The 26,727-nt window shown below is 68.9% G+C and carries 30 protein-coding genes, 1 tRNA gene and 1 riboswitch; of the genes, 12 read left to right on the forward strand and 19 right to left on the reverse strand.

Going from position 1 to position 26,727, the window contains the following annotated elements:
- Positions 1–141 precede the first annotated feature (141 nt).
- Positions 142–2,637 (forward strand): transglycosylase domain-containing protein, encoded by a 2,496-nt coding sequence (locus tag B9S57_RS18555; RefSeq protein ID WP_103516686.1) that lies wholly within the window; start codon positions 142–144, stop codon positions 2,635–2,637.
- 4 nt (positions 2,638–2,641) lie between these two features.
- On the opposite strand, the gene B9S57_RS18560 is transcribed toward B9S57_RS18555, so the two are convergent.
- The 3 genes from B9S57_RS18560 to B9S57_RS18570 all read right to left on the reverse strand — a co-directional run bounded on the left by B9S57_RS18560 (position 2,642) and on the right by B9S57_RS18570 (position 3,878).
- A complete protein-coding gene (locus tag B9S57_RS18560; RefSeq protein ID WP_014156030.1) occupies positions 2,642–2,962 on the reverse strand; it encodes a multidrug efflux SMR transporter in 321 nt (106 codons plus the stop codon).
- 36 nt (positions 2,963–2,998) lie between these two features.
- Positions 2,999–3,065, reverse strand: a riboswitch (guanidine-III (ykkC-III) riboswitch).
- A 53-nt stretch (positions 3,066–3,118) separates the two neighbouring features.
- Positions 3,119–3,454, reverse strand: a complete 336-nt coding sequence (locus B9S57_RS18565) for a co-chaperone GroES (RefSeq protein ID WP_099173024.1) — start codon at positions 3,452–3,454, stop codon at positions 3,119–3,121.
- Between the two features lie 76 nt (positions 3,455–3,530).
- On the reverse strand, positions 3,531–3,878 hold the full coding sequence (locus B9S57_RS18570) for a DUF3618 domain-containing protein (RefSeq protein ID WP_103516687.1): 348 nt from the start codon (positions 3,876–3,878) through the stop codon (positions 3,531–3,533).
- 128 nt (positions 3,879–4,006) lie between these two features.
- Between B9S57_RS18570 and bcp the strand changes: the two genes are divergently transcribed.
- From bcp to B9S57_RS18595, 5 genes are all read left to right on the forward strand, one after another.
- Positions 4,007–4,474: a thioredoxin-dependent thiol peroxidase gene (gene bcp / locus B9S57_RS18575; protein ID WP_103516688.1), complete on the forward strand. Its 468-nt coding sequence runs from the start codon at positions 4,007–4,009 to the stop codon at positions 4,472–4,474.
- Positions 4,475–4,601: 127 nt separating this feature from the next.
- Positions 4,602–6,098: a glycine betaine/L-proline transporter ProP gene (gene proP / locus B9S57_RS18580; RefSeq protein WP_103516689.1), complete on the forward strand. Its 1,497-nt coding sequence runs from the start codon at positions 4,602–4,604 to the stop codon at positions 6,096–6,098.
- A gap of 151 nt (positions 6,099–6,249) precedes the next feature.
- Complete coding sequence (locus B9S57_RS18585) at positions 6,250–6,876, forward strand: HNH endonuclease signature motif containing protein (protein ID WP_103516690.1); 627 nt, start codon at positions 6,250–6,252, stop codon at positions 6,874–6,876.
- Positions 6,873–7,748 (forward strand): HNH endonuclease, encoded by an 876-nt coding sequence (locus B9S57_RS18590; protein WP_103516691.1) that lies wholly within the window; start codon positions 6,873–6,875, stop codon positions 7,746–7,748. Before B9S57_RS18585 ends, B9S57_RS18590 begins: the two co-directional genes overlap by 4 nt.
- Positions 7,726–7,800, forward strand: a tRNA-Leu gene (locus B9S57_RS18595). Before B9S57_RS18590 ends, B9S57_RS18595 begins: the two co-directional genes overlap by 23 nt.
- 51 nt (positions 7,801–7,851) lie before the next feature.
- Here B9S57_RS18595 and rdgB read toward each other — a convergent pair.
- From rdgB to B9S57_RS18615, 4 genes are all read right to left on the reverse strand, one after another.
- Entirely contained in the window at positions 7,852–8,454 is a 603-nt protein-coding gene (gene rdgB, locus B9S57_RS18600) for an RdgB/HAM1 family non-canonical purine NTP pyrophosphatase (protein ID WP_103516692.1), read from the reverse strand.
- A 21-nt stretch (positions 8,455–8,475) separates the two neighbouring features.
- A complete protein-coding gene (locus B9S57_RS18605; RefSeq protein WP_103516693.1) occupies positions 8,476–8,865 on the reverse strand; it encodes a hypothetical protein in 390 nt (129 codons plus the stop codon).
- Between the two features lie 101 nt (positions 8,866–8,966).
- Entirely contained in the window at positions 8,967–9,704 is a 738-nt protein-coding gene (rph, locus tag B9S57_RS18610) for a ribonuclease PH (RefSeq protein ID WP_103516694.1), read from the reverse strand.
- 187 nt (positions 9,705–9,891) lie between these two features.
- Positions 9,892–10,125: a glucose PTS transporter subunit EIIB gene (locus B9S57_RS18615; RefSeq protein WP_014156020.1), complete on the reverse strand. Its 234-nt coding sequence runs from the start codon at positions 10,123–10,125 to the stop codon at positions 9,892–9,894.
- Between the two features lie 220 nt (positions 10,126–10,345).
- Between B9S57_RS18615 and B9S57_RS18620 the strand changes: the two genes are divergently transcribed.
- On the forward strand, positions 10,346–11,602 hold the full coding sequence (locus B9S57_RS18620; RefSeq protein ID WP_103516695.1) for a PTS transporter subunit EIIC: 1,257 nt from the start codon (positions 10,346–10,348) through the stop codon (positions 11,600–11,602).
- 251 nt (positions 11,603–11,853) lie between these two features.
- Positions 11,854–13,119 carry a PTS transporter subunit EIIC gene (locus B9S57_RS18625; RefSeq protein ID WP_103516696.1) on the forward strand — a complete coding sequence of 422 codons (1,266 nt, stop codon included), beginning with the start codon at positions 11,854–11,856 and terminating at the stop codon, positions 13,117–13,119.
- A gap of 79 nt (positions 13,120–13,198) precedes the next feature.
- Here the strand turns inward: B9S57_RS18625 and B9S57_RS18630 are convergent, their stop codons facing one another.
- Positions 13,199–13,951: an MBL fold metallo-hydrolase gene (locus B9S57_RS18630; RefSeq protein ID WP_103516697.1), complete on the reverse strand. Its 753-nt coding sequence runs from the start codon at positions 13,949–13,951 to the stop codon at positions 13,199–13,201.
- 173 nt (positions 13,952–14,124) lie between these two features.
- Between B9S57_RS18630 and B9S57_RS18635 the strand changes: the two genes are divergently transcribed.
- Positions 14,125–14,595 (forward strand): type II toxin-antitoxin system PemK/MazF family toxin, encoded by a 471-nt coding sequence (locus B9S57_RS18635; protein ID WP_103516713.1) that lies wholly within the window; start codon positions 14,125–14,127, stop codon positions 14,593–14,595.
- Positions 14,596–14,660: 65 nt separating this feature from the next.
- Here the strand turns inward: B9S57_RS18635 and B9S57_RS18640 are convergent, their stop codons facing one another.
- From B9S57_RS18640 to clpS, 7 genes are all read right to left on the reverse strand, one after another.
- A complete protein-coding gene (locus B9S57_RS18640) occupies positions 14,661–15,611 on the reverse strand; it encodes a PLP-dependent cysteine synthase family protein (RefSeq protein ID WP_103516698.1) in 951 nt (316 codons plus the stop codon).
- Positions 15,611–15,889: a MoaD/ThiS family protein gene (locus B9S57_RS18645; protein ID WP_103516699.1), complete on the reverse strand. Its 279-nt coding sequence runs from the start codon at positions 15,887–15,889 to the stop codon at positions 15,611–15,613. The genes B9S57_RS18640 and B9S57_RS18645 overlap by 1 nt, the downstream gene beginning before the upstream one ends.
- Before the next feature lie 111 nt (positions 15,890–16,000).
- Positions 16,001–16,114, reverse strand: a complete 114-nt coding sequence (locus B9S57_RS36405; RefSeq protein ID WP_015577357.1) for a putative leader peptide — start codon at positions 16,112–16,114, stop codon at positions 16,001–16,003.
- A gap of 117 nt (positions 16,115–16,231) precedes the next feature.
- Complete coding sequence (locus B9S57_RS18655) at positions 16,232–16,666, reverse strand: Mov34/MPN/PAD-1 family protein (protein ID WP_103516701.1); 435 nt, start codon at positions 16,664–16,666, stop codon at positions 16,232–16,234.
- 113 nt (positions 16,667–16,779) lie between these two features.
- Entirely contained in the window at positions 16,780–18,210 is a 1,431-nt protein-coding gene (locus B9S57_RS18660) for an amino acid permease (protein ID WP_103516702.1), read from the reverse strand.
- Positions 18,211–18,520: 310 nt separating this feature from the next.
- Complete coding sequence (locus B9S57_RS18670; RefSeq protein ID WP_103516703.1) at positions 18,521–19,108, reverse strand: DUF2017 domain-containing protein; 588 nt, start codon at positions 19,106–19,108, stop codon at positions 18,521–18,523.
- Between the two features lie 41 nt (positions 19,109–19,149).
- Positions 19,150–19,458 (reverse strand): ATP-dependent Clp protease adapter ClpS, encoded by a 309-nt coding sequence (gene clpS, locus B9S57_RS18675; protein WP_031100168.1) that lies wholly within the window; start codon positions 19,456–19,458, stop codon positions 19,150–19,152.
- An 88-nt stretch (positions 19,459–19,546) separates the two neighbouring features.
- Here clpS and B9S57_RS18680 point away from each other — a divergent pair, with 88 nt between their 5' ends.
- Positions 19,547–20,875 carry a nicotinate phosphoribosyltransferase gene (locus B9S57_RS18680; protein ID WP_103516704.1) on the forward strand — a complete coding sequence of 443 codons (1,329 nt, stop codon included), beginning with the start codon at positions 19,547–19,549 and terminating at the stop codon, positions 20,873–20,875.
- Between the two features lie 162 nt (positions 20,876–21,037).
- Positions 21,038–21,622 (forward strand): isochorismatase family protein, encoded by a 585-nt coding sequence (locus B9S57_RS18685; protein WP_103516705.1) that lies wholly within the window; start codon positions 21,038–21,040, stop codon positions 21,620–21,622.
- A gap of 16 nt (positions 21,623–21,638) precedes the next feature.
- Here B9S57_RS18685 and B9S57_RS18690 read toward each other — a convergent pair whose 3' ends face one another.
- A complete protein-coding gene (locus B9S57_RS18690) occupies positions 21,639–21,983 on the reverse strand; it encodes a hypothetical protein (RefSeq protein ID WP_103516706.1) in 345 nt (114 codons plus the stop codon).
- Positions 21,984–22,104: 121 nt separating this feature from the next.
- Complete coding sequence (locus B9S57_RS18695) at positions 22,105–24,504, reverse strand: immune inhibitor A domain-containing protein (protein ID WP_103516707.1); 2,400 nt, start codon at positions 24,502–24,504, stop codon at positions 22,105–22,107.
- 379 nt (positions 24,505–24,883) lie between these two features.
- Between B9S57_RS18695 and B9S57_RS18700 the strand changes: the two genes are divergently transcribed.
- The gene (locus B9S57_RS18700) at positions 24,884–25,171 is read left to right on the forward strand and encodes a hypothetical protein (RefSeq protein WP_103516708.1); all 288 of its coding nucleotides are present in this window, start codon (positions 24,884–24,886) and stop codon (positions 25,169–25,171) included.
- Positions 25,172–25,186: 15 nt separating this feature from the next.
- On the opposite strand, the gene B9S57_RS18705 is transcribed toward B9S57_RS18700, so the two are convergent.
- Together B9S57_RS18705 and B9S57_RS18710 are read right to left on the reverse strand one after the other, a co-directional pair.
- Positions 25,187–25,846, reverse strand: coding sequence for an RDD family protein (locus tag B9S57_RS18705; RefSeq protein WP_103516709.1), 660 nt, complete (start codon positions 25,844–25,846; stop codon positions 25,187–25,189).
- 150 nt (positions 25,847–25,996) lie between these two features.
- A partial coding sequence (locus B9S57_RS18710; RefSeq protein WP_181011391.1) for an RDD family protein occupies positions 25,997–26,727 on the reverse strand: 731 nt, incomplete at its 5' end.

A 26,727-nucleotide genomic window follows, 5' to 3' on the forward strand; every position in this document is an offset into this window, starting at 1 on the left:
CGCCCTCCTCCGCCAAAGCGCACGACCCTAGTGCACGGCATTCGGCCGCCGCGACCCCATTTCCACGGAGGGTTCCGAGGGTTATCCGTCCGAAAAGTGCACTATAGGAAAATCATCCGCAGTCGAGGAGCCTCCACAGTCATGAGCCACGAGCCACCGCAGCACGGCGGAGACCCTGGTACACAGGGCTCCTGGGGCTGGGCCCCCCGAGACCTCTCGGCCGCGACCCCCTCCGCCGACACGCAGCACCCGAACGGCGCACAAGACCCCAAGGGGCGCACGAAACGCCCCAAGCGGCCCAAGCGCACCGGCTGGCGCCGCGCCCTCCCCACCTGGCGCATGACCCTCGGCGGCGTACTCCTCCTCGCCCTGCTCCTCGTCGGCGGATTCATCGCCGGCTACCAGCTCATCGACATCCCCGCCGCCAACGCCAGCGCGACCGCCCAGTCCAACGTCTACCTCTACACGGACGGCACCGTCATCGCCCGCGACGGCGAGATCAACCGCGAGAACATCCCCCTCCGCCGCATCCCCCGCACCATCCAGCACGCCGTACTCGCCGCCGAGGACCGGGACTTCTACTCCGAGGACGCCATCGACATCAAGGCCACCCTCCGCGCCGGCTGGAACACCGCCACCGGCAAGGGCAGGCAGGGCGGCTCCACCATCACCCAGCAGTACGTCAAGAACTACTACCTCGGCCAGGAACAGACCGTCGTCCGCAAGGCCAAGGAATTCTTCATCTCGATCAAGCTCGACCGCGAACAGAGCAAGGACGAGATCCTCGAGGGCTACCTCAACACCAGCTACTTCGGCCGCAACGCCTACGGCATCCAGGCCGCCTCCCACGCCTACTACGGCAAGGACGTCGAAGACCTCGACGCCGGCGAAGGCGCCTACCTCGCCTCCCTCCTCAACGCCCCCAGCTCCTACGACGTCGTCGCCCACCCCGAGAACAAGAAGGCCGTGCTCGCCCGCTGGGACTACGTACTCGACGGCATGGTCAAGCACCACTGGCTCACCGAGGCCGACCGGAAGGACATGACCTTCCCCGTCCCCGACGAGGCCAAGCCCGCCACCGCACTCTCCGGCCAGCGCGGCTACATCGTCAACACCGTCGAGGACTACCTCGCCGACAACAAGATCATCGACGAGAAGACCCTCGCCACCGGCGGCTACCGCATCACCACCACACTCCAGAAGAAGAAGCAGCACGCCCTCGTCGACGCGGTCAAGGAGAACGTCCTCTCCAAGACCAGCGACGGCCGCGAGGCCGACCGCAACGTCCGCGCGGGCGGCGCCTCCATCGACCCCGCCACCGGCCACGTCGTCGCCCTCTACGGCGGGATCGACTACACGAAACAGTTCGTCAACAACGCCACCCGCCGCGACTACCAGGTCGGATCCACCTTCAAACCGTTCGTCCTCGCCGCAGCCCTCGCCAACGGGTCCACCACCCAGAAGGACCGCCCCATCACCCCCAACACCCGCTACAACGGCGACAACGAACGCACCGTCCAGGCCTCCACCGGCCCCACCGACTACTCCCCGGCCAACGAGGACGACGTCGACTACGGCTCCATCACCGTCCGCGAAGCCACCGACAAATCCGTCAACGCCGTCTACGCCCAGATGGCCCAGGACGTCGGCCCCGCCGAGGTCAAGGACACCGCGATCGCCCTCGGCATCCCCAAGGACACCCCCGACCTCACCCCCACCCCCTCCATCGCACTCGGCCCCGCCACCGCCAGCGTCGTCGACATGGCAGCGGCCTACGCCACCCTCGCCGACCACGGCAGACAGCGCCCCCACACCCTCGTGACCAGGATCAGCAAGAACGACGTCGCCCTCGAACTCCCCACCCGCACGACCCGACGGGCCATCAGCCGCGAAGCGGCCGACACCACCACCTCCGTGCTGCGCAGCGTCGTCGACGGCGGCACAGGCACCGCCGCCGGAGCCGCCGGCCGCCCCGCCGCAGGCAAGACGGGCACCGCCGAGGAGGACAAGGCCGCCTGGTTCGCCGGCTACACCCCCGACCTCTCCACCGTGATCGCCGTCATGGGCCAGGACCCCAGAACCGGAGTCCAGAAACCCCTGTACGGCGCACTCGGCCTCGCCCGCATGAACGGCGGCGGCGCACCCGCCCAGACATGGGCCGCCTACACCCGCGCCGCACTCGAAGGCAGCGAAGTACAGGGCTTCGACCTCCAGGCCGACGAAGGCCCCGAAGAACCCGACCCGGACGAGAGCGCCGAGGGCGAGGACACCGAAGGCGACGACACCGAGGAAGCCGGAGAGTCCAGGGAACGCCGCAACCGCGAGGACGGCGGAGAACGCCGGGACAGCGACACCGACGAGCCCGGCACCGGGGAACCCCGTCAGGAACGCGACGGCACCGACCGCCCCCGCACCCCGGAAACGCCCTCCGACGCCTCCCCCGCCGCAGGGAACCCCCGCACCGCCACCCCCGCCGACGCACCGTCGCGCGCCCCCGCACTCCGGGAACCCGCCGCCCTGCGCCCCCACGACGAGCCCGCCGACAGGGAACCCGAAGAGCCCGGCGCCCACCCCGGCGACCACCCCGACCAGCGCGACAGGGACGGACAGGACCCCCACGGCCCCGCCCGCCCCTGACCACTCAGTGCCCGGACGTCGCCTTCAGCCCCACCACCGCCACCAGCAGCAGACAGACGAAGAAGATCCGGGCGGCCGTCACCGGCTCGTTCAGCACCACCATGCCCAGCACCGCCGCACCGGCCGCACCGATGCCCACCCACACGCCGTACGCCGTACCGATCGGCAACGTCTTCGCCGCCTGCGACAACAGCATCATGCTGGCCACGATCCCCAGGCCCGTGAACACACTCGGCCACAGCCGGGTGAACCCCTCGGTGTACTTCATCCCGATCGACCAGCCCACTTCCAGCAGGCCGGCGACGATCAACAGAACCCACGCCACGACGGCACCTCCACGACGGAACACGCGAACAACACGGATGCGTCGTCTTTGCGGAAACCCGGTACGGCGCGTCTCGTCGGGATCACACCAGCCTAGCAACACACAGCAGAAAGGCCTGGTGACAACCGTCACCAGGCCCACTCACCCCACACCTGCCTACAGATACAACCCGGTCGAATCCACCGACCCCTCGAACCGGTCCGCCGCCACCGCATGCAGGTCCCGCTCACGCATCAGCACGTACGCCACACCCCGCACCTCGACCTCCGCACGGTCCTCGGGGTCGTACAGCACCCGGTCACCCGGCTCCACGGTCCGCACGTTCTGACCGACCGCGACCACCTCGGCCCACGCCAGACGCCGGCCGACCGCGGCCGTCGCCGGAATCAGGATGCCGCCACCCGACCGACGCTCACCCTCGGGCGAATCGGACCGGACCAGCACACGGTCGTGCAGCATCCGGATCGGCAGCTTGTCGTCGGTGTTGCTCATGCCGTTGTCGCTCACGCCCCGAAACCTACCTGCCCCGAACCGAACGGCACGCCTCAGGGCACACCCGCACGCGCCCTCAGCGCCTCGTGCGCCGGGAAGAGCGGGTGGAACGCGACGACCGCGACGACACCGTCAGCAGCGCCACCGCGCCGACCACCACCAGCGCCGCCGGAATCACCCGCTCCAGCCGCGGCGAACCGTCCTCGGACACGAACTGCGCCTTCACGTCCGAGACCGAACGGTTCACGGCGACGAACGCACGCCCCGCCGTCCGGTCCACCGTCGACGCGACCTTCGCCTTCGCGTCGCCGATCATCGTCTTCGGGTGCACCCGCACCCCGATCTCGTCCAGCACCACCGCAAGCTGCGCACGCCTGCTGATGATGTCCGCCTCGATCTGCGCAGGGGTCCTCGTATCCGACACTGCGCCGCCTCCGTGGTCGTCTCGGGTAAACCTTCATCGACAGTCTGTCAGCTCGGGCGCCCCCACACCCGGCGGCACCCCCTATTACGCTCGGTGCCACACAGCCCACGTGCCACTCGAGGAGAGACATGAGCGAGCGACTCCAGACCGGCGACACCGCCCCCGCCTTCACCCTTCCGGACGCCGACGGCAAGGAGGTCTCACTCGCGGACCACAAGGGCCGCAAGGTCATCGTGTACTTCTACCCCGCCGCACTTACCCCCGGGTGCACCAAGCAGGCCTGCGACTTCACGGACAACCTGGACCTCCTCACCGGAGCCGGCTACGACGTCATCGGCGTGTCGCCCGACAGGCCCGAGAAGCTCGCGAAGTTCCGCGAACAGGAGAACCTCAAGGTCACCCTGGTCGGCGACCCCTCCAAGGAGACCCTGGAGGCGTACGGCGCGTTCGGGGAGAAGAAGCTCTACGGCAAAACGGTGACGGGCGTGATCCGCTCCACGATTGTGGTCGACGAAGAGGGCAAGGTGGAGAAGGCCCTCTACAACGTCAAGGCGACCGGACACGTTGCCAAGATCATCAAGGATCTCGACATCTGACCCGTTCCGGTCGATCCCGGCCGAAATGGATGTGACCGAGATCGCAATCAGCCGTTGATTCGGTTTGCAACCGCCATGACTGCGCAGAAGCCTTTCCTGGAACACCGTTCGACGAAAGGAACCGGCCATGGCGGCCTCCGACCCCCACCAGGCGGCCGACCCTGATGCGGTCAAACGCCATCCCGCGCTCTTCCGGGCCATCCGGAAGCGCCAGAACCCCCGGCTCCGTCGGACGGACATCACCGTCACCGACGACCAGGCGGTCAAGCGCGCGGTGAAGGCCGCCTCCCTGGGTAACGCCATGGAGTGGTTCGACTTCGGTATCTACTCCTACCTGGCCGTCACCATCGGGGACGTCTTCTTCCCCTCGACGAACGACACCACCCAGCTCCTGTCGTCGTTCGCCACCTTCGCCGTGGCCTTCCTCGTCCGGCCTCTCGGCGGCATGTTCTTCGGCCCCATGGGCGACAAGATCGGCCGCAAGAAGGTCCTCGCCCTCACCATGATCCTCATGGCGATCGGCACCTTCGCGATCGGCCTCATCCCCTCCCACGACACCATCGGCGTCTGGGCCGCGATCCTGCTGATCTTCTTCCGGATGCTCCAGGGCTTCTCCACCGGCGGCGAGTACGGCGGTGCCTCCACCTTCATCGCCGAGTACGCCCCCGACAAGCGCCGCGGCTTCTTCGGCAGCTTCCTCGAATTCGGCACCCTCGCCGGATACGTCGGCGCGGCCGGCCTCGTCACCCTCCTGTACGCCCTCCTGGACGACGGCCAGATGCTCTCCTGGGGCTGGCGCATCCCGTTCCTCGTCGCCGGACCCCTCGGCCTCGTAGGCCTCTACCTGCGACTGCGCCTCGACGAGACCCCCGCCTTCCAGAAGCTGGAGGGCGGCACGGCCCACGCCACGGAGGCCGCCGACCACGTCGAGTCCACCGCCAAGGGCGACCTCGCCAAGATCTTCCGCCAGTACTGGCCGACGCTGATCCTCTGCATCGCCCTGGTCGGCGCGTACAACATCACCGACTACATGCTGCTGTCGTACATGCCGACGTACCTCTCGGACGAGCTCGGCTACAGCGAGACCCACGGCCTGCTCATCCTGCTCGGCGTCATGGTCTTCCTGATGATGATCATCAGCCAGTTCGGCAAGATGTCCGACCACTTCGGCCGCAAGCCGATACTGATGACCGGCATGGTCGGCTTCCTGGTCCTGTCGCTGCCCGCCTTCCTCCTGATCCGCCAGGGCAGCATCCCGGCGATCATCATCGGCATGCTGATGCTGGGCCTCTCGCTGGTCTGCATGCTGGGCACGATGTCCGCGGCGCTCCCGGCCCTGTTCCCGACCAACGTCCGCTACGGCTCCCTGTCGGTCGGCTACAACCTCTCGGCCTCGATCTTCGGCGGCACGACCCCGCTGGTGATCACCGCCCTCATCAGCTGGACGGGCTCGAACCTCATGCCCGCGTACTACGCGATGGCGGCGGCCCTGGTCGGCGTGATCGCGGTGGCCTGCATGAAGGAGACCGCCAACCAGCCCCTGGCCGGCTCCCCGCCCTCGGTGGAGACCGAGGAGGAAGCCGCCGAACTGGTCCAGGCACAGAGCCCGGACCCGAAGTTCTGACGCACCCCCCTTGCGGCTCGGGCCCGTATCGCTTCCTCCCGAAGCGGTACGGGCCCTTCCACATCTCATCGCATTGCGGACGTGACCATCCGATTAACGGTTCGTTGCTCCGTACGAGGCTGCGAACGCGCGGCCGGATGCGGAGGGGGACGTGCCAGTCCGGTACACCCGCGAACTGCTCGAAGAGGCGGCACGCGAGACGACCAACTGCAACGACGCCGTGCGATGGTGCGGCGGCATACCGACACCAGGAAGTAGGCGCTACCTGCGGACCAAGATGTCCGAAGCCGAGATCGACACCTCTCACTTCGCCGATACCAGGGTGCGCCACACAGAGGAGAAGCTGCGCGAGTTGGTCGCTTGCTCGAAGAGCGTGGCGGAAGTCGTTCGCCGACTGGGCATCAACCCCGTGGGAGGCAACCAAGCACATATCGGCCGCCGGATCGCGGCCCTCCGTATCGACACGTCGCACTTTGTGCGCGCACCCGGAGGTCGACCCAAGGGAACCTTGGGCAATCCGCTGACTCTGGGCTCTCCGTCGAACGGCAGAATTCCTGGCGACCGGCTGCACCGGGCGCTGCTCCGGACCGGCATCGCCGAGTCGTGCGCCATGTGCGGCGTCGGCACAGAGTGGAACGGCAGACCGCTGCGACTCGAAGTCGACCACATGAGTGGCCAATGGTGGGACAACCGCCCGGACAACTTGCGCCTGCTCTGCCCCAACTGCCATGCGGTTACGGACACCTATCGTGGGCGCAACCGGCGGAGGCCTGCATGAGCGACCAGAACAAGTACCCCCGCGACTTGCTGACCCGGACCGCAGCCGCCTCCAGCAGCCTCGTCGACATGCTCGGCCGACTGAGTGCACCTCTGGGCAGTAGACCGCTCCGCTATGTGAGCGGTCGGCTGAAGCACTATGGCATCGACACCTCACACTTCGTCGACGCCGCTCTCCCGGAGCGAGAGAGGCGGTCCTACACGCGGGAACTCCTCACGGAGGCCGCCGCCCACTCACACAGCATCAGGGAAATGCTGGAGTACATGGGGGTCCCGCCCAGCGACGGCCCCTACAACTACATCAGGAAGAAGCTCGACCGCTTGTCGATCGATACGTCGCACTTCACGAGCGGCCGCGGATACGGCACGTTTCTCGCGTCCCGCCAGGAACTGACCTCTGCCGTCGCTGAATCCAAGAGCATGGCCGAAGTGCTGAAGGTCCTCGGTGATGCAGACAACGGCGGCGCTCGCATCCGCCTGAAGCGGAGTATCGAAGAATTCGGCCTCTCAACCGCCCACTTCACCGGGCAGGGGCATACCAAGGGCACAAAATCCCCTCGCCGAAAAACTGCGTCCGAGGTCCTTCAACGCAAGAAGTCCGGCTCCACGCGGACTCGGACCGCGCTTCTACGCCGCGCACTCGATGACAGCGGAGTCCCTCATACATGTTCCGCGTGTGGCCTCGGCGACACATGGCAAGGTAAGCGGCTCGTGCTGGAGATCGACCACATCAGCGGCGACCACCTGGACAATCGCCGCGAAAATCTCCGGTACCTCTGTCCGTCATGTCATAGCCAGACCGAAACCTTCTCGAAGCGGCGAACACGCACCCAGTACAGTAGCGATACGCGGGCCCGTACCCCAGCAGGCTAGAGGGCGCCGGCTTAGAACCGGTGTGTCGTGGGTTCAAATCCCACCGGGCCCACAGGTCAGTGGGCTCGCCACCTTCATATCGAAGGTGGCGAGCCCACTGCTGTCACCCCACCAACTCCCGCACCACCGGCACCAGCGCCCGGAACGCCCTGCCGCGGTGGCTGATCGCGTTCTTCTCCGCCGGGCTGAGCTCCGCGCAGGTCCGCGTCTCGTCGTCCGGCTGCAGGATCGGGTCGTAGCCGAAGCCGTGCGTGCCGGCCGGGGCCGTGCGCAGGGTGCCCGTGAGGCGGCCCTCGACCACGCGTTCCGTGCCGTCCGGCAGGGCCAGGGCGGCGGCGCAGGCGAAGTAGGCGCCACGGTGAGGGGCGGAGATGTCGCCGAGCTGGGCGAGGAGCAGGTCGAGGTTGGCCTGGTCGTCGCCGTGGGTGCCGGCCCAGCGGGCGGAGAAGATGCCGGGGGCTCCGCCGAGTACGTCGACGCAGAGGCCGGAGTCGTCGGCGACGGCCGGGTGTCCGGTGGCCTGGGCCAGGGCGTGGGCCTTGAGGAGGGCGTTCTCGGCGAAGGTGACGCCGGTTTCCTTGACGTCGGGGATGTCGGGGTACGCGTCCGCGCCGACGAGGTCGTGGGTGAGGCCCGCGTCGGCGAGGATCGCGTGGAGTTCGGTGATTTTCCCGGCGTTGCGGGTGGCGAGGATCAGGCGCGTCATGCGTCGATTATCGCCGCCCGGTCAGGGGGTGCAGACCTTGCCGATCTCGGTGGCGGCGTCGGTGACGGGGGTGATGTCGGGGGTGGCGTCGCCGCTCTCGATGGACTTCCGGACGTTGGTGACGCCTGCCTGGAGGTCGTCGACGGCCTTGCTGAGGTCGGCGTCGTCCGTGGTGTCGCCGAGGTCCTTGAGTTCCTTGTCGATCTGGTCCAGGGATTCGGAGGCCTGGGTCACGTCGTTGGAGGCGTTGGAGACGGCCTGCTGGAGGTTGTCGACGCTGGTGGCGATGGCGTCGGCGGTGCGGACGCAGTCCAGGGCCTTGTCGACGGCGCCGCAGCCGGCGGCTGCGGTGAGGGTGAGCAGTGTGGCCGTGACGGCGAGTGCGGTGCGGTGGTGGCGGCGCGAGGCCATGGTGCGGTCCCTCCCCGGGGCGGATACGTGGACGGGCGCACGGTTCGACCCGTGCGCCCGTACCCGTTACGACGCTCTGCGCTGCGTATTTGGTTGCTTCTTTACTCGCCGAGCGTGCGGGCGAGCGCCTCTTCCTGGAGCTTGGCCAGGTCGGTGCAGCCGGCGGTGGCGAGGTCGAGGAGTGCGTTGAGCTCGTTGCGGTCGAAGGGTTCGGCCTCGGCGGTGCCCTGGACCTCGACGAAGCGGCCGTCGCCGGTGCAGACGACGTTCATGTCGGTGTCGGCGCGGACGTCCTCCTCGTAGCAGAGGTCGAGGAGGGGGATGCCGTCGACGATGCCGACGCTGACGGCTGCGACGGTGCCGGTGAGGGGCTTGCGGCCGTGCTTGATGCTCTTCTTGCCCTGGGCCCAGGCGATGGCGTCGGCGAGGGCGACGTAGGCGCCGGTGACGGCTGCGGTGCGGGTGCCGCCGTCGGCCTGGAGGACGTCGCAGTCGAGGACGATCGTGTTCTCGCCGAGGGCCTTGTAGTCGATCACGGCGCGCAGGGAGCGGCCGATGAGGCGGCTGATCTCGTGGGTGCGGCCGCCGATCTTGCCGCGTACGGATTCGCGGTCGCCGCGGGTGTTGGTGGAGCGGGGCAGCATGGAGTACTCGGCGGTGACCCATCCTTCGCCGCTGCCCTTGCGCCAGCGCGGGACGCCTTCGGTGACGGAGGCGGTGCAGAAGACTCTGGTGTCGCCGAAGGAGATGAGTACGGAGCCTTCGGCGTGCTTGCTCCATCCGCGTTCGATGGTGACGGGGCGGAGCTGTTCGGGGGTGCGGCCGTCGATACGAGACATGGCGTCGAGCCTATCGGCTGGGGCGGCCGGGTCCGTTCGGGTGCCGGGGCGGGTGCACGGCAGGTGCGGGGACGGGTGCACGGCAGGGGGGCCGGGGGCCGGGTGCACGGCAGGCCCCGCTCCGTGCCGGTCGGGGGCGGAGCGGGGCCTGCGCGTGGGACCTGGGTGGGCCGGCGGGGTCAGCCGGTCACATCATGTCTTCGATGTCGGCGGCGATGGGGTCGGCGTCGGTGCCGATGACGACCTGGATCGCGGTGCCCATCTTGACGACGCCGTGGGCTCCGGCGGCCTTGAGCGCGGCTTCGTCGACCTTGCTGGGGTCGTGGACCTCGGTGCGGAGGCGGGTGATGCAGCCTTCGATCTCGTCGATGTTCTCGATGCCGCCGAGCCCGGCGACGATCTTCTCAGCCTTGCTGGCCATGTCCTTCTCCTGGTCTGTGCGTGCGTGGGGCGGCCCACCATGGGTCCGTTTCGTCACGGTAACGCACGGTTGGCCCAACTTCACGGGCGGGTATCCGCGCAGTCCCCAATGATGACGATCACCGGCGCTCCGCCTTTCGGCAGGGCTCCGCACCGTATCGCAACTGGTCTACACCAGTTTGCAACGACCGCCAAACCTGGCGTGTTCCGGGAGGATGCCGATGAGTTCGAACGCGGCGAGCGCACCGCAGAGGAAGTGGTGGAACGGGCCGGTCCAGGGGCTGCAGAAGGTGGGCCGGAGTCTGCAGTTGCCGGTGGCGGTCCTGCCCGCGGCGGGTCTCCTCGTCAGCCTCGGCAACCTCTTCGACTCCTCGCTGCACGGCGCGTTCTGGGACAAGTTCGCGAAGGTGCTCCTCAACGGCGGGACGGCGATCCTCGACGGTGAGCTGGGCCTGCCGCTCCTGTTCTGCATCGGTGTCGCGATCGGGTTCGCGAAGAAGGCCGACGGTTCGACGGCCCTCGCCGCGGTCGTCGGCTTCCTCGTCTACCGGGGCGTGCTGGCGGCGTTCCCGGTGGACGACACCGTCACCGAGGCCACCCCCGACGGGGTGCCGCAGAATCCGGGCGTCCTGGGCGGCATCATCATCGGCCTGCTGACCGCCGTCGTCTGGCAGCGTTACCACCGCACGAAGCTGGTCGACTGGCTGGGCTTCTTCAACGGTCGCCGCCTGGTCCCGATCCTGATGGCGTTCCTCTGCGTGATCCTGGGGACGCTGTTCGGCCTGCTGTGGCAGCCGGTGGGCGATGCGCTGACGTGGTTCGCCAAGCAGCTGATCGACCTGGGGGCGTGGGGCGCGGCGATCTTCGGATTCGCGAACCGGTTGCTGATCCCGATCGGCATGCACCAGTTCCTGAACACGTTCTTCTGGTTCCAGGCAGGCGAGTTCACCGGTGCGGACGGCACCGTGCAGGGCGACATCTCCCGCTTCTTCGCCGGGGACCCGTCGGCGGGGCAGTTCACCTCGGGGTTCTTCCCGATCATGATGTTCGGCCTGCCGGCGGCCGCGCTGGCTATCGCGCACACGGCGCGGCCGGAGCGGCGCAAGGAGGTGTCCGGGCTGATGCTGTCCGTGGCGCTGACGTCGTTCGTGACGGGGGTGACGGAGCCGCTGGAGTTCTCGTTCCTCTTCGTCGCCCCGCTGCTGTACGGGGTGCACGCGATCCTGACCGGTGTCTCGATGGGTGTCACCTGGGCGTTCGGTGTGCACGCGGGGTTCAGTTTCTCCGCCGGGTTGATCGACTACGTCGTCAACTGGCACCTGGACACGAAGCCGTGGCTGATCATCCCGATCGGGCTCTGCTTCGCGGTGATCTACTATGTGATCTTCCGGTTCGCGATCACCAAGTTCAACCTCCAGACCCCGGGGCGCGAGCCCACGGAGGAGGAGAAGAAGACGGAGGAGGACCTCACGAAGTAGAGGCTTCTCCAGTTCCGCAAGGCCCTCGGACCCCTCGGTCCGGGGGCCTTCGCCTGTCACCCAGGGTGGCGGGGGAACTACGTCCCAGATCGTAAGGAATTGCAGGTTCCTTATCTAACCCTCACCGTGCTAAAACTGGTCTACACCACTGAGTGGTCCAGACCACGCGGCCGTCTCTGCCGCCGCGTTCCTCGAGTCGTCGCCCTTCACACTCCTGTCCCTGGCGGCGCCTTGCCTACTGGAGGAAGTTGATGAGTACGGACACCGCTCCGGCGGCCCCCGCGAAGAAGCGGGGCGCCGGCGTGATGGCTGTCATGCAGCGCATCGGCCGCAGCCTGATGCTGCCGGTCGCGGTCCTGCCCGCGGCCGCGCTGCTGGTCCGGCTCGGCAATGCCGACATGCTCGGCCGCGAGTCGTTCCCCACCGTCATCACGAAGCTGGCCGGTTACATGGCGGCCGGTGGTGGCGCCATCCTCGACAACATGGCCCTGCTGTTCGCGGTCGGCATCGCCATCGGCTTCGCGAAGAAGTCCGACGGATCCACGGCTCTCGCCGCGGTCACCGGCTACCTGGTCTTCCAGAAGGTGCTCGCCACCTTCACGGACAGCAACCTGCCGCAGGTCGCGAGCGTCGCCGACGGCAAGATCGTCATGAACGACGCCCCCGTCAACGCCGGCGTGCTCGGCGGCGTCGTGATGGGCATAGTCGTGGCCCTGCTGTACCAGAAGTTCTACCGGACGAAGCTGCCCGACTGGGCGGGCTTCTTCAGCGGCCGCCGCCTGGTCCCGATCCTCTCCGCCTTCGCGGGTCTGGTCATCGGCATCGTCTTCGGCCTCATCTGGCCGGTGCTCGGTGCGGGCCTGCACAACTTCGGTGAGTGGCTGGTCGGTTCCGGCGCCGTCGGCGCGGGTATCTTCGGTGTCGCCAACCGTGCGCTGATCCCGGTCGGCATGCACCACCTGCTGAACTCCTTCCCCTGGTTCCAGGCGGGCGAGTACAACGGCGCCCACGGCGACATCTCCCGCTTCCTCGCCGGTGACCCGAACGCCGGCCAGTTCATGACCGGCTTCTTCCCGATCATGATGTTCGCCCTTCCGGCGGCCTGCCTCGCGATCGTCCACTGCGCCCGCCCGGAGCGCCGCAAGGTCGTCGGGGGCATGATGTTCTCGCTCGCGCTGACCTCGTTCGTCACGGGCGTCACCGAGCCGATCGAGTTCACGTTCATGTTCATCGCCCCGGTGCTGTACGCGATCCACGCGGTGCTGACCGGTGTCTCGATGGCCCTGACCTGGGCGCTCGGCATGAAGGACGGCTTCGGCTTCTCGGCCGGCCTCGTCGACTTCCTGCTGAACCTGGGCATCGCGTCGAAGCCGTGGATGCTGGTCCTGGTCGGTCTCTGCTTCGCGGCGATCTACTACGTGGTCTTCCGGTTCGCGATCATCAAGTTCAACCTTCCGACGCCGGGCCGCGAGTCCGACGAGGAGCTCGCCGAGCTCCAGAAGGCCGAGGCCAAGTAGTCCGGCCCCCGCCCGTACGCCGGCGAAGCCCCGTCCTCCCCTCGTGGAGGACGGGGCTTCGCCGTGCCGTCGCGCGTTCCTAGACCTCGTACACCGCGCCGGGAGCCGCCAGCTCGACCGGGCCGTCGTAGACCTCGCGGGCGTCGGCGAGGTTGCGTTCGGCGTCCGTCCACGGCGGGATGTGCGTGAGGACGAGGCGTCCGGCTCGGGCGCGTGCGGCGTGCTCGCCCGCTTCGCGGCCGTTGAGGTGGAGGTCCGGGATGTCCTCCTTGCCGTGGACGAACGATGCTTCGCAGAGGAACAGGTCGGCGCCCTCGGCGAGTTCGTCCAGCGCTTCGCAGGTGCCGGTGTCGCCGGAGTAGGTGAGGGCGCGCCCGTCGTGCTCGATCCTGATGCCGAAGGTGTCGACGGGGTGGCAGAGCTTCTCCGTGCGGACCGAGAAGGGGCCGATCTCGAAGGAGCCTGACTTCAGCGTGTGGAAGTCGAAGACCTCGCCCATCGCGTGTTCGGACGGGGTGTCGGCGTGGGCCGTGGTCAGCCGCTGCTCGGTGCCCTCGGGTCCGTAGACGGGGATGGCCTCGGGGCGTCCGCCGTCGAAGGGGTAGTAGCGGACGACGAAGTACGCGCACATGTCGATGCAGTGATCGGCGTGGAGATGGCTGAGGAAGATGGCGTCGAGGTCGTAGAGACCCACATGGCGCTGCAGCTCGCCCAGGGCGCCGTTGCCCATGTCGAGGAGCAGCCGGAAGCCGTCGGCCTCTACGAGGTAGCTCGAGCATGCCGAACCCGCGGACGGGAACGAGCCGGAGCAGCCGACGACGGTGAGCTTCATGGAGCGTGAACCTCCGAGGCCTGGGAACGGGGAGGGTTCGTGCGGTCCGTCGAGCGTAAGGCGCGAAACCACTGGTCGCTCCTCCAGGGCCTGCCGTTGTGGGGGAACTCACCTGTGCTGTCACCGGTTCGATGGAAGGCCGGGGTGCCGCCGGTCGCCGGTACGGTCGGGTGATGAACACATGGTGGTGGGTGGCAGCGGCCGTCGTCGTCCTGCTGGCTCTCGTGGCGACGGTCTCCGACGCGCGGGGCCGGGGCGGGCGGGGGCCCCGGCGTCCGGGTGGGCGGGTGCGTCCGCCGGGGCGGGCTCCGGAGCGGAAGCGGGGCCGGCCGCACGGGGCTCCTCGGCCGGGTGAGATCTGGTGGGCGGACGTGCCGTTCGAGGACGGGCCCGGGTCGAAGGACCGGCCGTGTCTGGTGCTGTCGGTGCGGGACGGCACGGCGGTGGTCGCCAAGATCACCAGTAAGCACCACGAGGAGCGGCCGGGGGTGATCGCGCTGCCGGCGGGGGCGGTGGGTGACGCGCGGGGGCGGCGGAGCTTCCTGGAGACGGACGAGCTGCGGGACGTGGCGGTGTCGGCGTTCCGCCGGAAGGCGGGCGAGCTGGATCCGGGGATGTGGGACCGGGTGCGCGGGCCGGAGTGAACGCGCGTGAGGCGTGGAGCGGGTGTCCCGCTCCACGCCTCCCGGTGCTCTCGGCCGGTGGGGTGTTACGCCCAGAGCTGGCCGTGCAGGGTCTCGATGGCGGCTTCCGTCGTGGGGGCGGTGTAGACGCCGGTCGACAGGTACTTCCAGCCGCCGTCCGCGACGACGAAGACGATGTCGGCGGAGTCTCCCGCCTTGAGGGCCTTGCGGCCGACGCCGATGGCGGCGTGGAGTGCGGCGCCGGTGGAGACGCCCGCGAAGATGCCCTCCTGCTGGAGGAGCTCCCGGGTGCGGGTGACGGCGTCGGCGGAGCCGACGGAGAAGCGGGTGGTGAGCACGGAGGCGTCGTAGAGCTCGGGTACGAAGCCCTCGTCGAGGTTGCGCAGGCCGTAGACGAGGTCGTCGTAGCGCGGTTCGGCGGCGACGACGGTGACGTCCGGCTTGTTCTCGCGGAGGTAGCGGCCTGCGCCCATGAGGGTGCCGGTGGTGCCGAGGCCTGCCACGAAGTGGGTGATGGAGGGGAGGTCGGCGAGGATCTCCGGGCCGGTGGTGGCGTAGTGGGCGCCGGCGTTGTCCGGGTTCCCGTACTGGTAGAGCATCACCCAGTCGGGGTGCTCGGCGGCGAGCTCCTTGGCGACGCGTACGGCGGTGTTGGAGCCGCCGGCGGCGGGCGAGGAGATGATCTCGGCTCCCCACATGGTGAGGAGGTCGCGCCGTTCCTGCGAGGTGTTCTCCGGCATGACGCACACGATGCGGTAGCCCTTGAGCCTGGCCGCCATGGCGAGCGAGATGCCGGTGTTGCCGCTGGTGGGTTCGAGGATGGTGCAGCCGGGTGTGAGGCGGCCGTCCTTCTCCGCCTGCTCGACCATGTGGAGCGCGGGGCGGTCCTTGATCGAGCCGGTGGGGTTGCGGTCCTCGAGCTTGGCCCAGATCCGGACGTCCTCGGACGGGGACAGCCGCGGGAGGCGGACGAGGGGGGTGTTGCCCACGGCCGCCAGCGGGGAGTCGTACCGCATCAGCGCATTCCGCCGGCGACGGCCGGGAGGATGGTGATGCTGTCGCCGTCGGCGAGCTTGGTGGAGATGCCGTCGAGGAAGCGGACGTCCTCGTCGTTGAGGTAGACGTTCACGAAGCGGCGCAGCTGGCCGCCGTCGACGATGCGCTCCTGGATGCCGTTGTGGCGGGTCTCCAGGTCGGTCAGGAGGTCGGCGAGGGTCTCCCCGCTGCCTTCGACCGCCTTGGCGCCGTCGGTGTAGGTGCGGAGGATGGTCGGGATGCGGACCTCGATGGCCATGGCGTGGGCTCCTGTCGAAAGCGGGGAGGTGGCGTGGGGCGCGCGTTCGTGGCCCCGCGCGGGGGTGGTGCGTACGTGGTTGCGCTCGGACCGCGGCTCAGGCCGGGCGGTTCACGGGCAGGCGGCAGCCGGACACATCGCGCTGGAGAGCCTGCACAGGTCGACGTGCAGGCGCGCGACGAGCAGCATGCCCGGCGTCTTGTCGCTCACGTCATGGGGAACCATGCGCTCATCGTATCGATTCCCCACCCGGAACCCGGAGTGTGATCCCATATCGTGGATGGTGAGCGTTCACCAGTCGGACATACCGCGGAGCCGGAGGCTCCGGAACCGCCCGGGAGGTCAGGCCGACGGGGGGTAGGCCTCGACGACCTGGACCTCTTCCTCGGTGATCTCGCCGTCCACGATGCGGTACGAGCGGAACTGGAAGGGGCCCGCGTCGTCGGTGTCGGCGGTGGAGACCAGCACGTAGTGGGCACCGGGTTCGTTGGCGTAGGTGAGGTCGGTGCGGGAGGGGTAGGCCTCGGTCGCGGTGTGGGAGTGGTAGATGATCACCGGCTCCTCGTCGCGGTCGTCCATCTCGCGGTAGAGCTTCAGCAGGTCCCCGGAGTCGAACTCGTAGAACGTGGGCGAGCGCGCGGCGTTGAGCATGGGGACGAAGCGTTCGGCCCGGCCCGTGCCGGCGGGGCCGGCGACGACGCCGCACGCCTCGTCGGGGTGGTCGGCGCGGGAGTGCGCGACGATCTGGTCGTGGAGCGCCTGGGTGATGGTCAGCATGGCGCCCAGGATAAGCAGACGGGCCTCCGCGTACCGAGGAGTGGTACGCGGAGGCCCGTATGCCGGACAGGGCCGTTGGGGCGGCCGGTGTCCCGGAGGCGCCGTGGCGCCGGTCAGCGCTTGGTGAAGGCGGTGTTCCCGGGGTTGCGGGCCTTGAGCACCAGGTAGGAGACGCCGAGGATCAGGCCCCACAGCGGTGCGCAGTACAGCGAGATCCTGGCGTCCTTGTCGATGGCCATCATGACGAGGACGAGGCCGATGAAGGCGAGGGAGAACCAGCTGCTGAAGGGCGCCCCGGGCGCCTTGAAGCTGGAGTGGGGCAGTACGCCGCGGTCAGCCTTGGCGCGGTAGCGGATCTGGCAGATCAGGATCACGATCCAGGCCCACATGCCGGAGATCGTCGCGAAGGAGACGACGTAGGTGAACGCGTCGCCGGGCCACTGGTAGTTGATCCAGACGCCGGCGAGCATCAGCGCGGCGGAGAACGTGGTGCCGACCAGCGGGAGGCCGTTCTTCGTGAGCTTGGTGAAGGCCCTGGGGCCCTGTCCGTTGAGCGCGAGGTCGCGCAGCATGCGTCCGGTGGAGTACATGCCGGAGTTGCAGGAGGAGAGCGCGGCGGTGAGCACGACGAAGTTGACGATCGCGGCGCCGATGCCGAGGCCCATCTCCTCGAAGGCCTTGACGAACGGGGAGACGCCGGGCTTGAAGGTGGACCACGGGACGACCGAGAGGATCATGATCAGCGCGCCGACGTAGAAGACGGCGATGCGCCACGGCACGGTGTTGATGGCCTTGGGCAGGACGGTCTTGGGGTCCTTGGACTCACCGGCGGTGACGCCGACGAGTTCGACGGCGAGGAAGGCGAACATGACGATCTGGAGCGTCATGAGCGTGCCGCTGATGCCGTGGGGGAAGAAGCCGCCGTCGTTCCAGAGGTTGGAGACGGTCGCGGTGTCGCCGGCGTCGGAGAAGCCGACGGTCAGCACTCCGGCGCAGATGAGGATCATGCCGAGGATCGCGGTGACCTTGACCATCGAGAACCAGAACTCGAGCTCACCGAAGAGCTTGACGGAGATCAGGTTGGCGCCGTACAGAATGACGGTGAAGACCAGTGCGGACAGCCATTGCGGGATGTCCCACCAGTACGTCATATAGGTGGCCGCGGCGGTGACTTCGGTGATTCCGGTGACGACCCAGAAGAGCCAGTAGGTCCAGCCGGTCACGAATCCGAAGAAGGGGCCGAGGAATTCACGCGCGTACTCCGAGAAGGAGCCGGACACCGGGCGGTACATGAGGAGTTCGCCCAGGGCACGCATGATGAAGAAGATGACGAGGCCCGCGATGGCGTACGCCAGGACGAGGCTGGGTCCGGCCCTGTCGATGGCCTTGCCCGCGCCGAGGAAGAGCCCGGTGCCGATGGCTCCGCCGATGGCGATCATCTGGATCTGGCGGGCCCCCAGGCCACGCTGGTAGCCCTCGCCCGCCGGGGCGTCGACGGCCCCCTGGCCGTCCGGCTGCCCGTTGTCGACCTGCGCCGATGTCATGGTGGTGCGCCTTTCTCCACGCCGATCCGCGCCGTCGTCGGCGTCGGATCAGGTCCTGATCCCCCCGGATATGGATGGAGTGCCGCCGGCGTTCGGCCGGCTCGTGGCGCCCCCGGGGACAGGGGTGGCGTCCCCGGGCGGTCGTGAAGATCTATCACGGCCCCCGGGTGACACCGTGGGACATTATGTGGCGCAGGCCACAGGAAAAAGGGACAAGCCTTTCCAGGCACGGCAAAGAAGGCCATTCAGGTGACGGGATCGTTATTCGGATTTGAGCATCCGTTGAGCGACCATCCCGGGCCTGCCGGCCTCAGTCGGGCATCAGTGTCTCGACGAGTGTCTCCTGGAGTGCGCCGAGCCAGAGATAGGCCATGACCATCGGTTTGCGCGGATCGCTGTCGGGGAGCCGGTAGAGCGAGCCGTCCTGCCCCTCGTCCTCGTCGGACACCTCGAGGCGGGTGCCGATGGTGAGCCGGAGGTCGTTGAGCGAGCCCAGCCAGTGGCGGCACTCGTCGGGGGTGAGGGAGAGCACCGCGCCGCTGTCCGCCACGGGCGAGAGCGCGTCCAGCGACCTGACGACGGCGAGGGCGTCCTCGCGCTTGCGGGTGCGCAGGTCGTTCTCCGTGAAGCGGCGGAATTCGGCGGACGCCTCGCGCAGCTCCTTGTCCTCGTCGCCGTAGGCCTCGGGGAAGAGCCGGGCCAGGGCGGGATCGCTGGGCGGCTCGCTGGGCCCCTCGGCGAACAGGGCGGCCAGCGGGTCCTCGCCCTCGGCGGGTTCGTCGCCGGGGCCGATGAGTTCGAGCAGCTGGACGGCGAGGGAGCGCAGGATGGCGACCTCGACCTCGTCGAGCGCGACGGACGCGCCGCCGCCTGGGGTGGCCTCGAAGTGGCCGGCCATGAATTCTCCGATGGTGGGTCGGACGGAGGGGCAGCGGTGGGTCAGTTGCGGTCCTGGGTCAGCGTGGCCCAGAGCCCGTAACCGTGCATGGCCTGGACGTCGCGCTCCATCTCCTCGCGGCTGCCGCTGGAGACGACCGCGCGGCCCTTCTGATGGACGTCGAGCATCAGCTTGTGCGCCTTGTCCTTCGAGTAGCCGAAGTAGGCCTGGAAGACATACGTCACATAGCTCATGAGGTTGACCGGGTCGTTGTGCACCAGAGTCACCCAGGGGACATCGGGCTCAGGGACGGCGAAGGTCTCCTCGGCCGATTCGGGACGTTCGATCTCTACGGGGGCAGCAACGCTCACCTACCCCATGCTGCCACCAGACAGGGGCCCGCGCACAAACGGCGCCCCCATCTCGTCACTCTGACGAATAGGGAGTAGCATCCCCGGCATGAACTCAGCGGACCTTGGGCGACGGGTCGGTGTGCCGTCGACCGCGCTCTTCACCGACCAGTACGAGCTCACGATGGTGCAGGCCGCACTGAAGGCGGGCACCGCCGGACGGCGCTCCGTCTTCGAGGCCTTCACCCGACGCCTGCCCGAGGGGCGGCGCTACGGCGTCGTCGCGGGCACCGGGCGGGTGCTGGACGCGGTGGAGAACTTCCACTTCGACGACGAGATGCTCGCCTTCCTGCGCGACCAGAAGGTCGTGGACGCCCCCACCGTCGACTGGCTGGCCGACTACCGCTTCAGCGGCGACATCTGGGGCTACCCGGAGGGCGAGGTGTACTTCCCGGGCTCGCCACTCCTGCGGGTCGAGGGCTCCTTCGCCGAGTGCGTGCTGCTGGAGACCGTGATCCTCTCGATCCTCAACCACGACTCGGCGATCGCCGCCGCCGCGTCCCGGATGTCGGCCGCCGCGGGCGGCCGCCGCCTCATCGAGATGGGCGCGCGGCGCACGCACGAGCTGTCGGCGGTGGCCTCCGCCCGCGCCGCGTACATCGGCGGCTTCCACACCACCTCGGACCTGGCGGCCGGCTTCCGGTACGACATCCCCACCGTGGGAACGAGCGCGCACGCCTTCACGCTCCTGCACGACAGCGAGCGGGACGCCTTCCAGGCACAGGTGGACTCGCTGGGCCGGGGCACCTCGCTGCTCGTCGACACGTACGACGTGACCGAGGCCGTCCGCACGGCCGTGGAGGTCGCGGGGCCGGAGCTGGGCGCCGTACGCATCGACTCGGGCGACCTGCTGCTCGTCGCGCACCGGGTCCGGCAGCAGCTGGACGAGCTGGGCGCCACGGAGACGAAGATCGTGGTGACGTCCGACCTGGACGAGTACGCGATCGCCTCGCTGGCGGCCGCGCCCGTGGACGCGTACGGGGTGGGCACCCAGCTGGTCACCGGGAGCGGGCACCCGACGTGCTCCATGGTCTACAAGCTGGTGGCGCGTGCGGGGTCCGCCGACCCGGCCGATCCGCTGCTGCCGGTGGCGAAGCGGTCGCTGGGCGCGAAGTCGTCACGGGGCGGCCGCAAGTGGGCGGCCCGCCGGCTGGACGAGGCCGGGGCGGCCGAGGCCGAGGTGATCGGCAGCGGGGAGATCCCGTCGGAGCTGGCGGACCGGCAGCTCCAGGTGCAGCTGGTCCGGGGCGGCGAGGTGATCGGCCGGGAGCCGCTGGAGGCGGCCCGGGACCGGCACGTCGCGGCGCGGGCGGGGCTGCCGATGTCGGCCATGCAGCTGTCGCGGGGCGAGCCGGTGCTGCCCACGGAGTACGTGTGAGGCGAGGAGTGGGCCGGGAACTCCGGCCGCCGGGCCGTGCAGGGCGCGGGAGCCGGCACGTGTGCCCCCCTCCCGCCGGGTGCGCCGAGTCTCTAGGCTCGGTGGCATACCCACCCCCGACATCCGCATACCCGCCGAATCCCCCACCGGAGGACGACCCCCATGCATCGCGCCTTGATCGTCGTCGACGTTCAGAACGACTTCTGCGAGGGCGGCAGCCTCGCGGTGGCGGGCGGCGCCGATGTCGCCGCCGCCATCACCGACCTGATCGGTCAGGCCCAGCCCGGGTACAGCCATGTGGTGGCCACACGCGACCACCACATCGACCCGGGTGACCACTTCTCCGCGGCCCCCGACTTCGAGCACTCCTGGCCGCCGCACTGCGTCGCCGGCACGGAGGGCGTGGGCTTCCACCCCAATTTCACCCCCGCCGTGGCCTCCGGCGCGATCGACACCGTCTTCGACAAGGGGGCGTACGCCGCCGCCTACAGCGGGTTCGAGGGGGTCGACGAGAACGGCGTCGGGCTCGCCCGATGGCTGCGGGAGCGTTACGTCACCGCCGTCGACGTCGTCGGCATCGCCACGGACCACTGCGTGCGGGCCACCGCCCTGGACGCCGCCCGCGAGGGCTTCGCCACCCATGTGCTGCTGGAGCTGACCGCCGGTGTCGCCGAGGGGACCACCGAGCGGGCCCTGGAGGAGCTGCGGAACGCCGGAGTGCAGCTGTCGGGCAAGCCGGTCGTCTGACCGCCGCCGGGCGGACTCAGGCCGCCGGGCGGGCCGGTCCCGCGTATCCGGAGGATCCCAGCAGCGCCCGTATCGGGTGCCAGAGCTCCTGGCCGGTCTGCGGCGCCGTGCGCCAGAGCAGCCCGTCCGGGTGGTGCAGGACCGCCGTGACCTCGTCCGGGGTGGGCGGCTGGGCGTTGCCCCGGAGATAGACGGCGCGCAGTCCGAGGTTGCGGAGCCTGGTCAGGGCGCGCGCCCGGTTCGCCGCGTGCACCAGGACCCGTACCGGCTCTCCGGGGCCGGATCCACCGGCCGGGCCGTTCAGGGTCAGTGCCACCACCACGGTGCCGTTGGGCAACCTGCAGAAACCTCCGCCTGCCATGCTTCGCGCTCCCCCGTAAGACTTCGTGTCAATAAGTATCGGTAGGACGCACCTAAACACGATCGACCGCCGCCCGCTAGAGGGCGACGGCCGATCATGCTGTGACCAGGTGTTTTTCGGACTACTTGCCCGAGGGCCCGACCTTCACGGTGATCGTCGAGCCGCTGAGCGGCTCGTGCACGATGGTCAGGCGGGTGTTGGTGTCAGAAACCTTGACACTTCCTGTCGGGTTTTCCTCGTACCAGTAGGTGCCCCTGCGGTCGTCGAAGACCGGGACGCCCAGCGAGGGCCTGATCTTCAGCGCCACGTCCGCGTTGTGCAGCGTGAAGCCCCTGTTCGGGTACCAGCTGAACGGCGCGTCGAACGGCTGGATCTTGTTGCGCAGGAGTGTCCCGTTCGTCCACTTCAGCGGCTTCGCGTGCGAGTCCACCGGCAGGATCAGACCCTGGCCCGGGTGGACCGAGGTGTTGTTGTCCTTCTGGGAGGTGTCCCAGAGCCAGACCATCAGACCGTTCTGGTACGCGTAGTGCTCGACCCAGTCGGGGCGGGTGGCGGAGAAGCCGAAGTTGTACGGGCCGACCTCGAGGGTCTTGTCGTACGAGACGTACTGGCGGTTCTCGGCGATGTAGTACTGCGGGTAGTCGTTGGTGAACGACTCACCGATCCGCGAGAAGCCCTTGCTGGTCCAGCCGTTGTCGTCGCCCTCGGCGTTGTCCGTGAAGAGCGCGGCGCCGTCGGCGGTGACCGTGATGGCGTCGGCCGTGAAGCCCTTGCCGCCCGCGCCGCCGTCCGTCTGGTAGCGGAAGCGCAGGTCGATCTTCTTGCCGGCGTAGGCGTCCAGCGGGTAGCTGAGCTTCTTGTACGCGCCGGAGACGTCGGTCAGGGCCGGCTTGTCGCTGGCGTCACGCGGGATGGCCCTGCCGTCCGCGGTGCCGTCGAGCGCGGTCCAGCTGCTGCCGCCGTTGGTGGACACCTCGGTGTAGAGGTAGTCGTAGTCGGCCTCGATGTCGTACCAGCCGGACAGGTCCAGCGAGGCGGACGACTTCCCGGTCAGGTCGACCGAGCGGGTCAGGGTGTTCGACAGGTCGTCGCCCATGTCGCTCCACCACTGCTTCGAGCCCTCGGCGGGCTTCGTCACGGTGGTGGTGACTTCCTTCTCGGGCAGCTCGACGACCAGCGCCTGCTTGTCCTTGGTGTTGTACTCCGAGACACCCAGCTTGTGGGTCGACCTCGTCGCGGCCTTGGCCGTGCCGTAGTCGAGCCAGCCCAGCTGGAGCTTGTCCCAGGCGGTCATGTCGCCGGGGAGGTTGCCGATCTCGCCGTCGCCGGTGCCGAGCCAGGAGCCCGCCGACATCAGGGACCAGAAGCCGACCGAGTTCTCGCCGCCGCCGGAGGTGTCGTACAGGTCCGGGAGGCCGAGGTCGTGGGCGTACTCGTGGGCGAAGACGCCCAGGCCGCCGTTCTCGGGCTGCGCGGTGTAGTCGCCGACCCACATGCCCGTGTCGCCGATCTCGGCTCCACCGGCCTTGTTGCCCTCGGGGCCGGTCGCACCGGCGTTGGTGCCGTAGGCGTACCAGCGGTGCGCCCAGATGGCGTTGGTGCCCTCGGCACCGCCGCCCGCGGACTCGTCCTCGCCGGCGTGGACCAGCTGGAAGTGGTCGATGTAGCCGTCGGGCTCGTTGAAGTTGCCGTCACCGTCGAAGTCGTAACGGTCCCACTGGTCGTACTGGGAGAGGTCCGCCTTGATCTGGTCCAGGGCGCGGCCCTTGGCCTTCTGGTCGGTGACCCAGGCGTTGACGCCGTCGCGGACGGTGTCCCAGACGTTGGCGCAGTTGGTCGAGCCGCAGTAGTTCGAGCCGTAACGGGCTTCGTTGTACGGGACCTTGACCCAGTCCGAGACCTCGCCGTCGACCGAGTAGCGTCCGGAGGACGTCTTCTCGTAGTACGTCTTCAGCGATTCCTTGCCCTTGCCCTCACCGAAGTAGAGGTCCTGGAAGTGGGCCTGGTTGTAGTCGGCCTGCCAGGCGGTGCTGTTGTCCTTCGCCGGGTCAGGCTCGGCTATCTCGTTGTGCTGAGGGCCGGGCGTGCCGCCGTACTTCTTGACGGGCGGCTTGGGGCCGTCGCCGTCGGGGTCGAACATCGTGGTGTCGTCGACCTGGTCGCCGAACTCCACGAGGATGGTGAAGATCTTGTCGGTCTTCTCCCGGCCGAGCTCGACGTACTTGCTCCTGCCGAGCTTGACGACCTTGGAACCACCCTTGGTGGTCACCTTCTTGTCGCCGGACAGGACCTGCTCCAGCGCAGCCTGACGCTGGGCGTCCTGCTCCTTGCTGAAGGGGCCTTCCAGGTCGTGCTCCTGCCCCTTGACCGGCGCGGGGTCGCGGCGGTCGACGGCGGATGTGCCGGATCCCGGCGCCTTGTCATCTGCCTGGGCCGTGGCGAAAGTGGACGCCGTCGCGGCGGTGGCGGCCAGGGCCACGGCAACCGCGGTGGCGCGTAGCGCCCGTCTCTGAGTAATCACTTGATGCAGTCCTCCCCGGCGTTCGCGTCCGCGGCCAGGGGGTGAGTACGGGCCGCGCGCGTTCAACGCGTCACAAGTGACGACATTCGATCGGAGTTACGAGAGAAAAGACAGATCTTGACTTGCACATACCAAGTGCACTATGTGGGAGCTGTTTTCCGGTATCCGGACGCACATCCAGGCGATCCGGGCCCAACCGGCGCGCCGGAAGACTTCGTTGGCGACAACGTGACTCCGTGCGCCCCCCGTGCACCGGCACCGTGGGTTAGGTCACGCTTACTACCGGTTCCTCGCGGGCATCCAGCGTCGTAGAGTCGATTGACAGTGCGAACGTGTTGAGAGACCGCCCCTATCCGACACCCCGAGGACGGATACCGCCATGCCGCGTCCGACTGCCGCACAGTTCCTTTACGGTTCGGCCACCGTCGTCATCTCCGCTCTCGCCCTGCTGCTGCTGTTCCGGACGGAGTCCGGCATCGGTGTCGCCGCCGTCGGCACCGCCTCACTGGTGCTCGGCCTGCTGGTGGCCCTGGCCCTGCCGGCCCCCGCGAGGCCGGCCCGGAGGGCGGCACCGCCCGCCACCGCCCGGACGCACCGCACCGTCGGGGACATCGAGATCACCAGGGCCCGGCGGCAGCACGTCGGGGAGCACTCGCTGCACCGCTGAACCCCACGGCCCGGGTCAGCGGACGCTGACGACCACGGTCTTGCCCGCCTTGTCCTGGAGACCCTGCCGATAGGGCTTGTCGGTGAACATCAGCACGATGTTGATGAGCCACCACAGGCACGGGCAGCACAGCAGGGCGGGGAGCCAGAGCACGACGGCCCGCATCAGCGAGGAGCTCGTGTCGGGGACCGAGCCGTCGTTGAGCATCGCGACGCGCATCTTCAGCAGTCGCTTGCCGAGCGTTCGGCCGTCCTTGTGCGTGAAGTACGTGTCGTAGGCGACGTAGACGACGAGACCGATCAGCGACCAGACCAGCTGATGACCCGAGTAGGCGTTGCCGACGGCGTTGCCGAAGTCGTCGTTGCCGTCGTCCGACGAGACGTCGACCGCCCCGCCGAAGGGCAGCGAGATCAGATACAGCGGGATCGAGATGATCAGCAAGTCGATCAGCCGCGCCAGGATCCGCTTGCCGGGTTCGGCGAGCGGCGGCATGCCGGCCAGCGGATCCGCTCCACCGTACGGACCACCGCCCCCGTACGGGTCGTTCGGCGGCGGGGGCGGTGGCGGCGGCCCGCTGCCGTAGGGGGAACCGCTCGACGGGGGCGGAGACCCCTGCGGCGGCCTCTTCGAGAAGGGGTCGTCGTCGGGCGGCGGGGGCGGTGGTTCGTTGCTCATGGGGGCAGTGCATCCCGGCCCACGAAGGCCCGCAACGGCTGAGGTCCCTTCGGGGGACGGAACGTCAGCACACGGGCGTACACGCCGCGCTGGGGTCCTTCGTTCGGGTCGTGCCCACTCCCTGATCCGGCCTGATCCGAACGAAGGACCCTAGCCCGCGACGAAGGTGCGGGCCGCCTTGTCGTGCCAGCACTGGCGCCACGGCCGGTCGACCAGGCACCAGAGCACGTTGAACAGGCCGACCACGAGCAGTCCGAGCACCCCGTACACCAGCCAGCGCCGCAGTGCGGCGGCCAGACTCGGCGCGTCGTGGGACTCGATGTCCCGCACCTCGATCCCGCACACCTTCTTGCCGAGCGTGCGGCCCCACCTGGCGGTGGGCAGGGCCTCGATCACGAAGCCGAGGACCAGGAAGGCGGCGAGCACCCCGCCGAACAGCCCCGCCGTGGTGGCGTCCAGGAGCCAGACGGTGACCGTCTCCCCCGACATCTTCGCCGCCTCGATCTTCCCGTCGATGTGGTCCATCGCCTGGGTGGCCAGCGGGAAGCCGACCGCTCCGACGAGCGCGCCGAGGACGACCGTGTCGAGGACCCGGGCCGCCAGCCGCCTGCCGAGCCCGGCGGGCCTGGCGGAGGACTGGGACCGGGCCAGCTGCTGGAAGGGGTCATCCACCGGGGGCTTCCAGGGCACCACGGGCTGCTGCTGCTCGGGCCCCGCGGCCTGCTGCCGCGGGGGCACCGGGCTCTGCTGCCGGGGCCCCGGCTGCGCCTGGGGGCGGGCCGCCCCCTCGGGCTGCGCGAGCTGGTGCGCCTGCTGTGCCCAGGACGCCGACCCGCCACCGGGCCCCGGCGTCAGGGGCGTACGGAGAGCTGGTGCCGGGG

The sequence above is a fragment of the Streptomyces sp. SM10 genome (assembly GCF_002910915.1).
Lineage (GTDB): Bacteria > Actinomycetota > Actinomycetes > Streptomycetales > Streptomycetaceae > Streptomyces.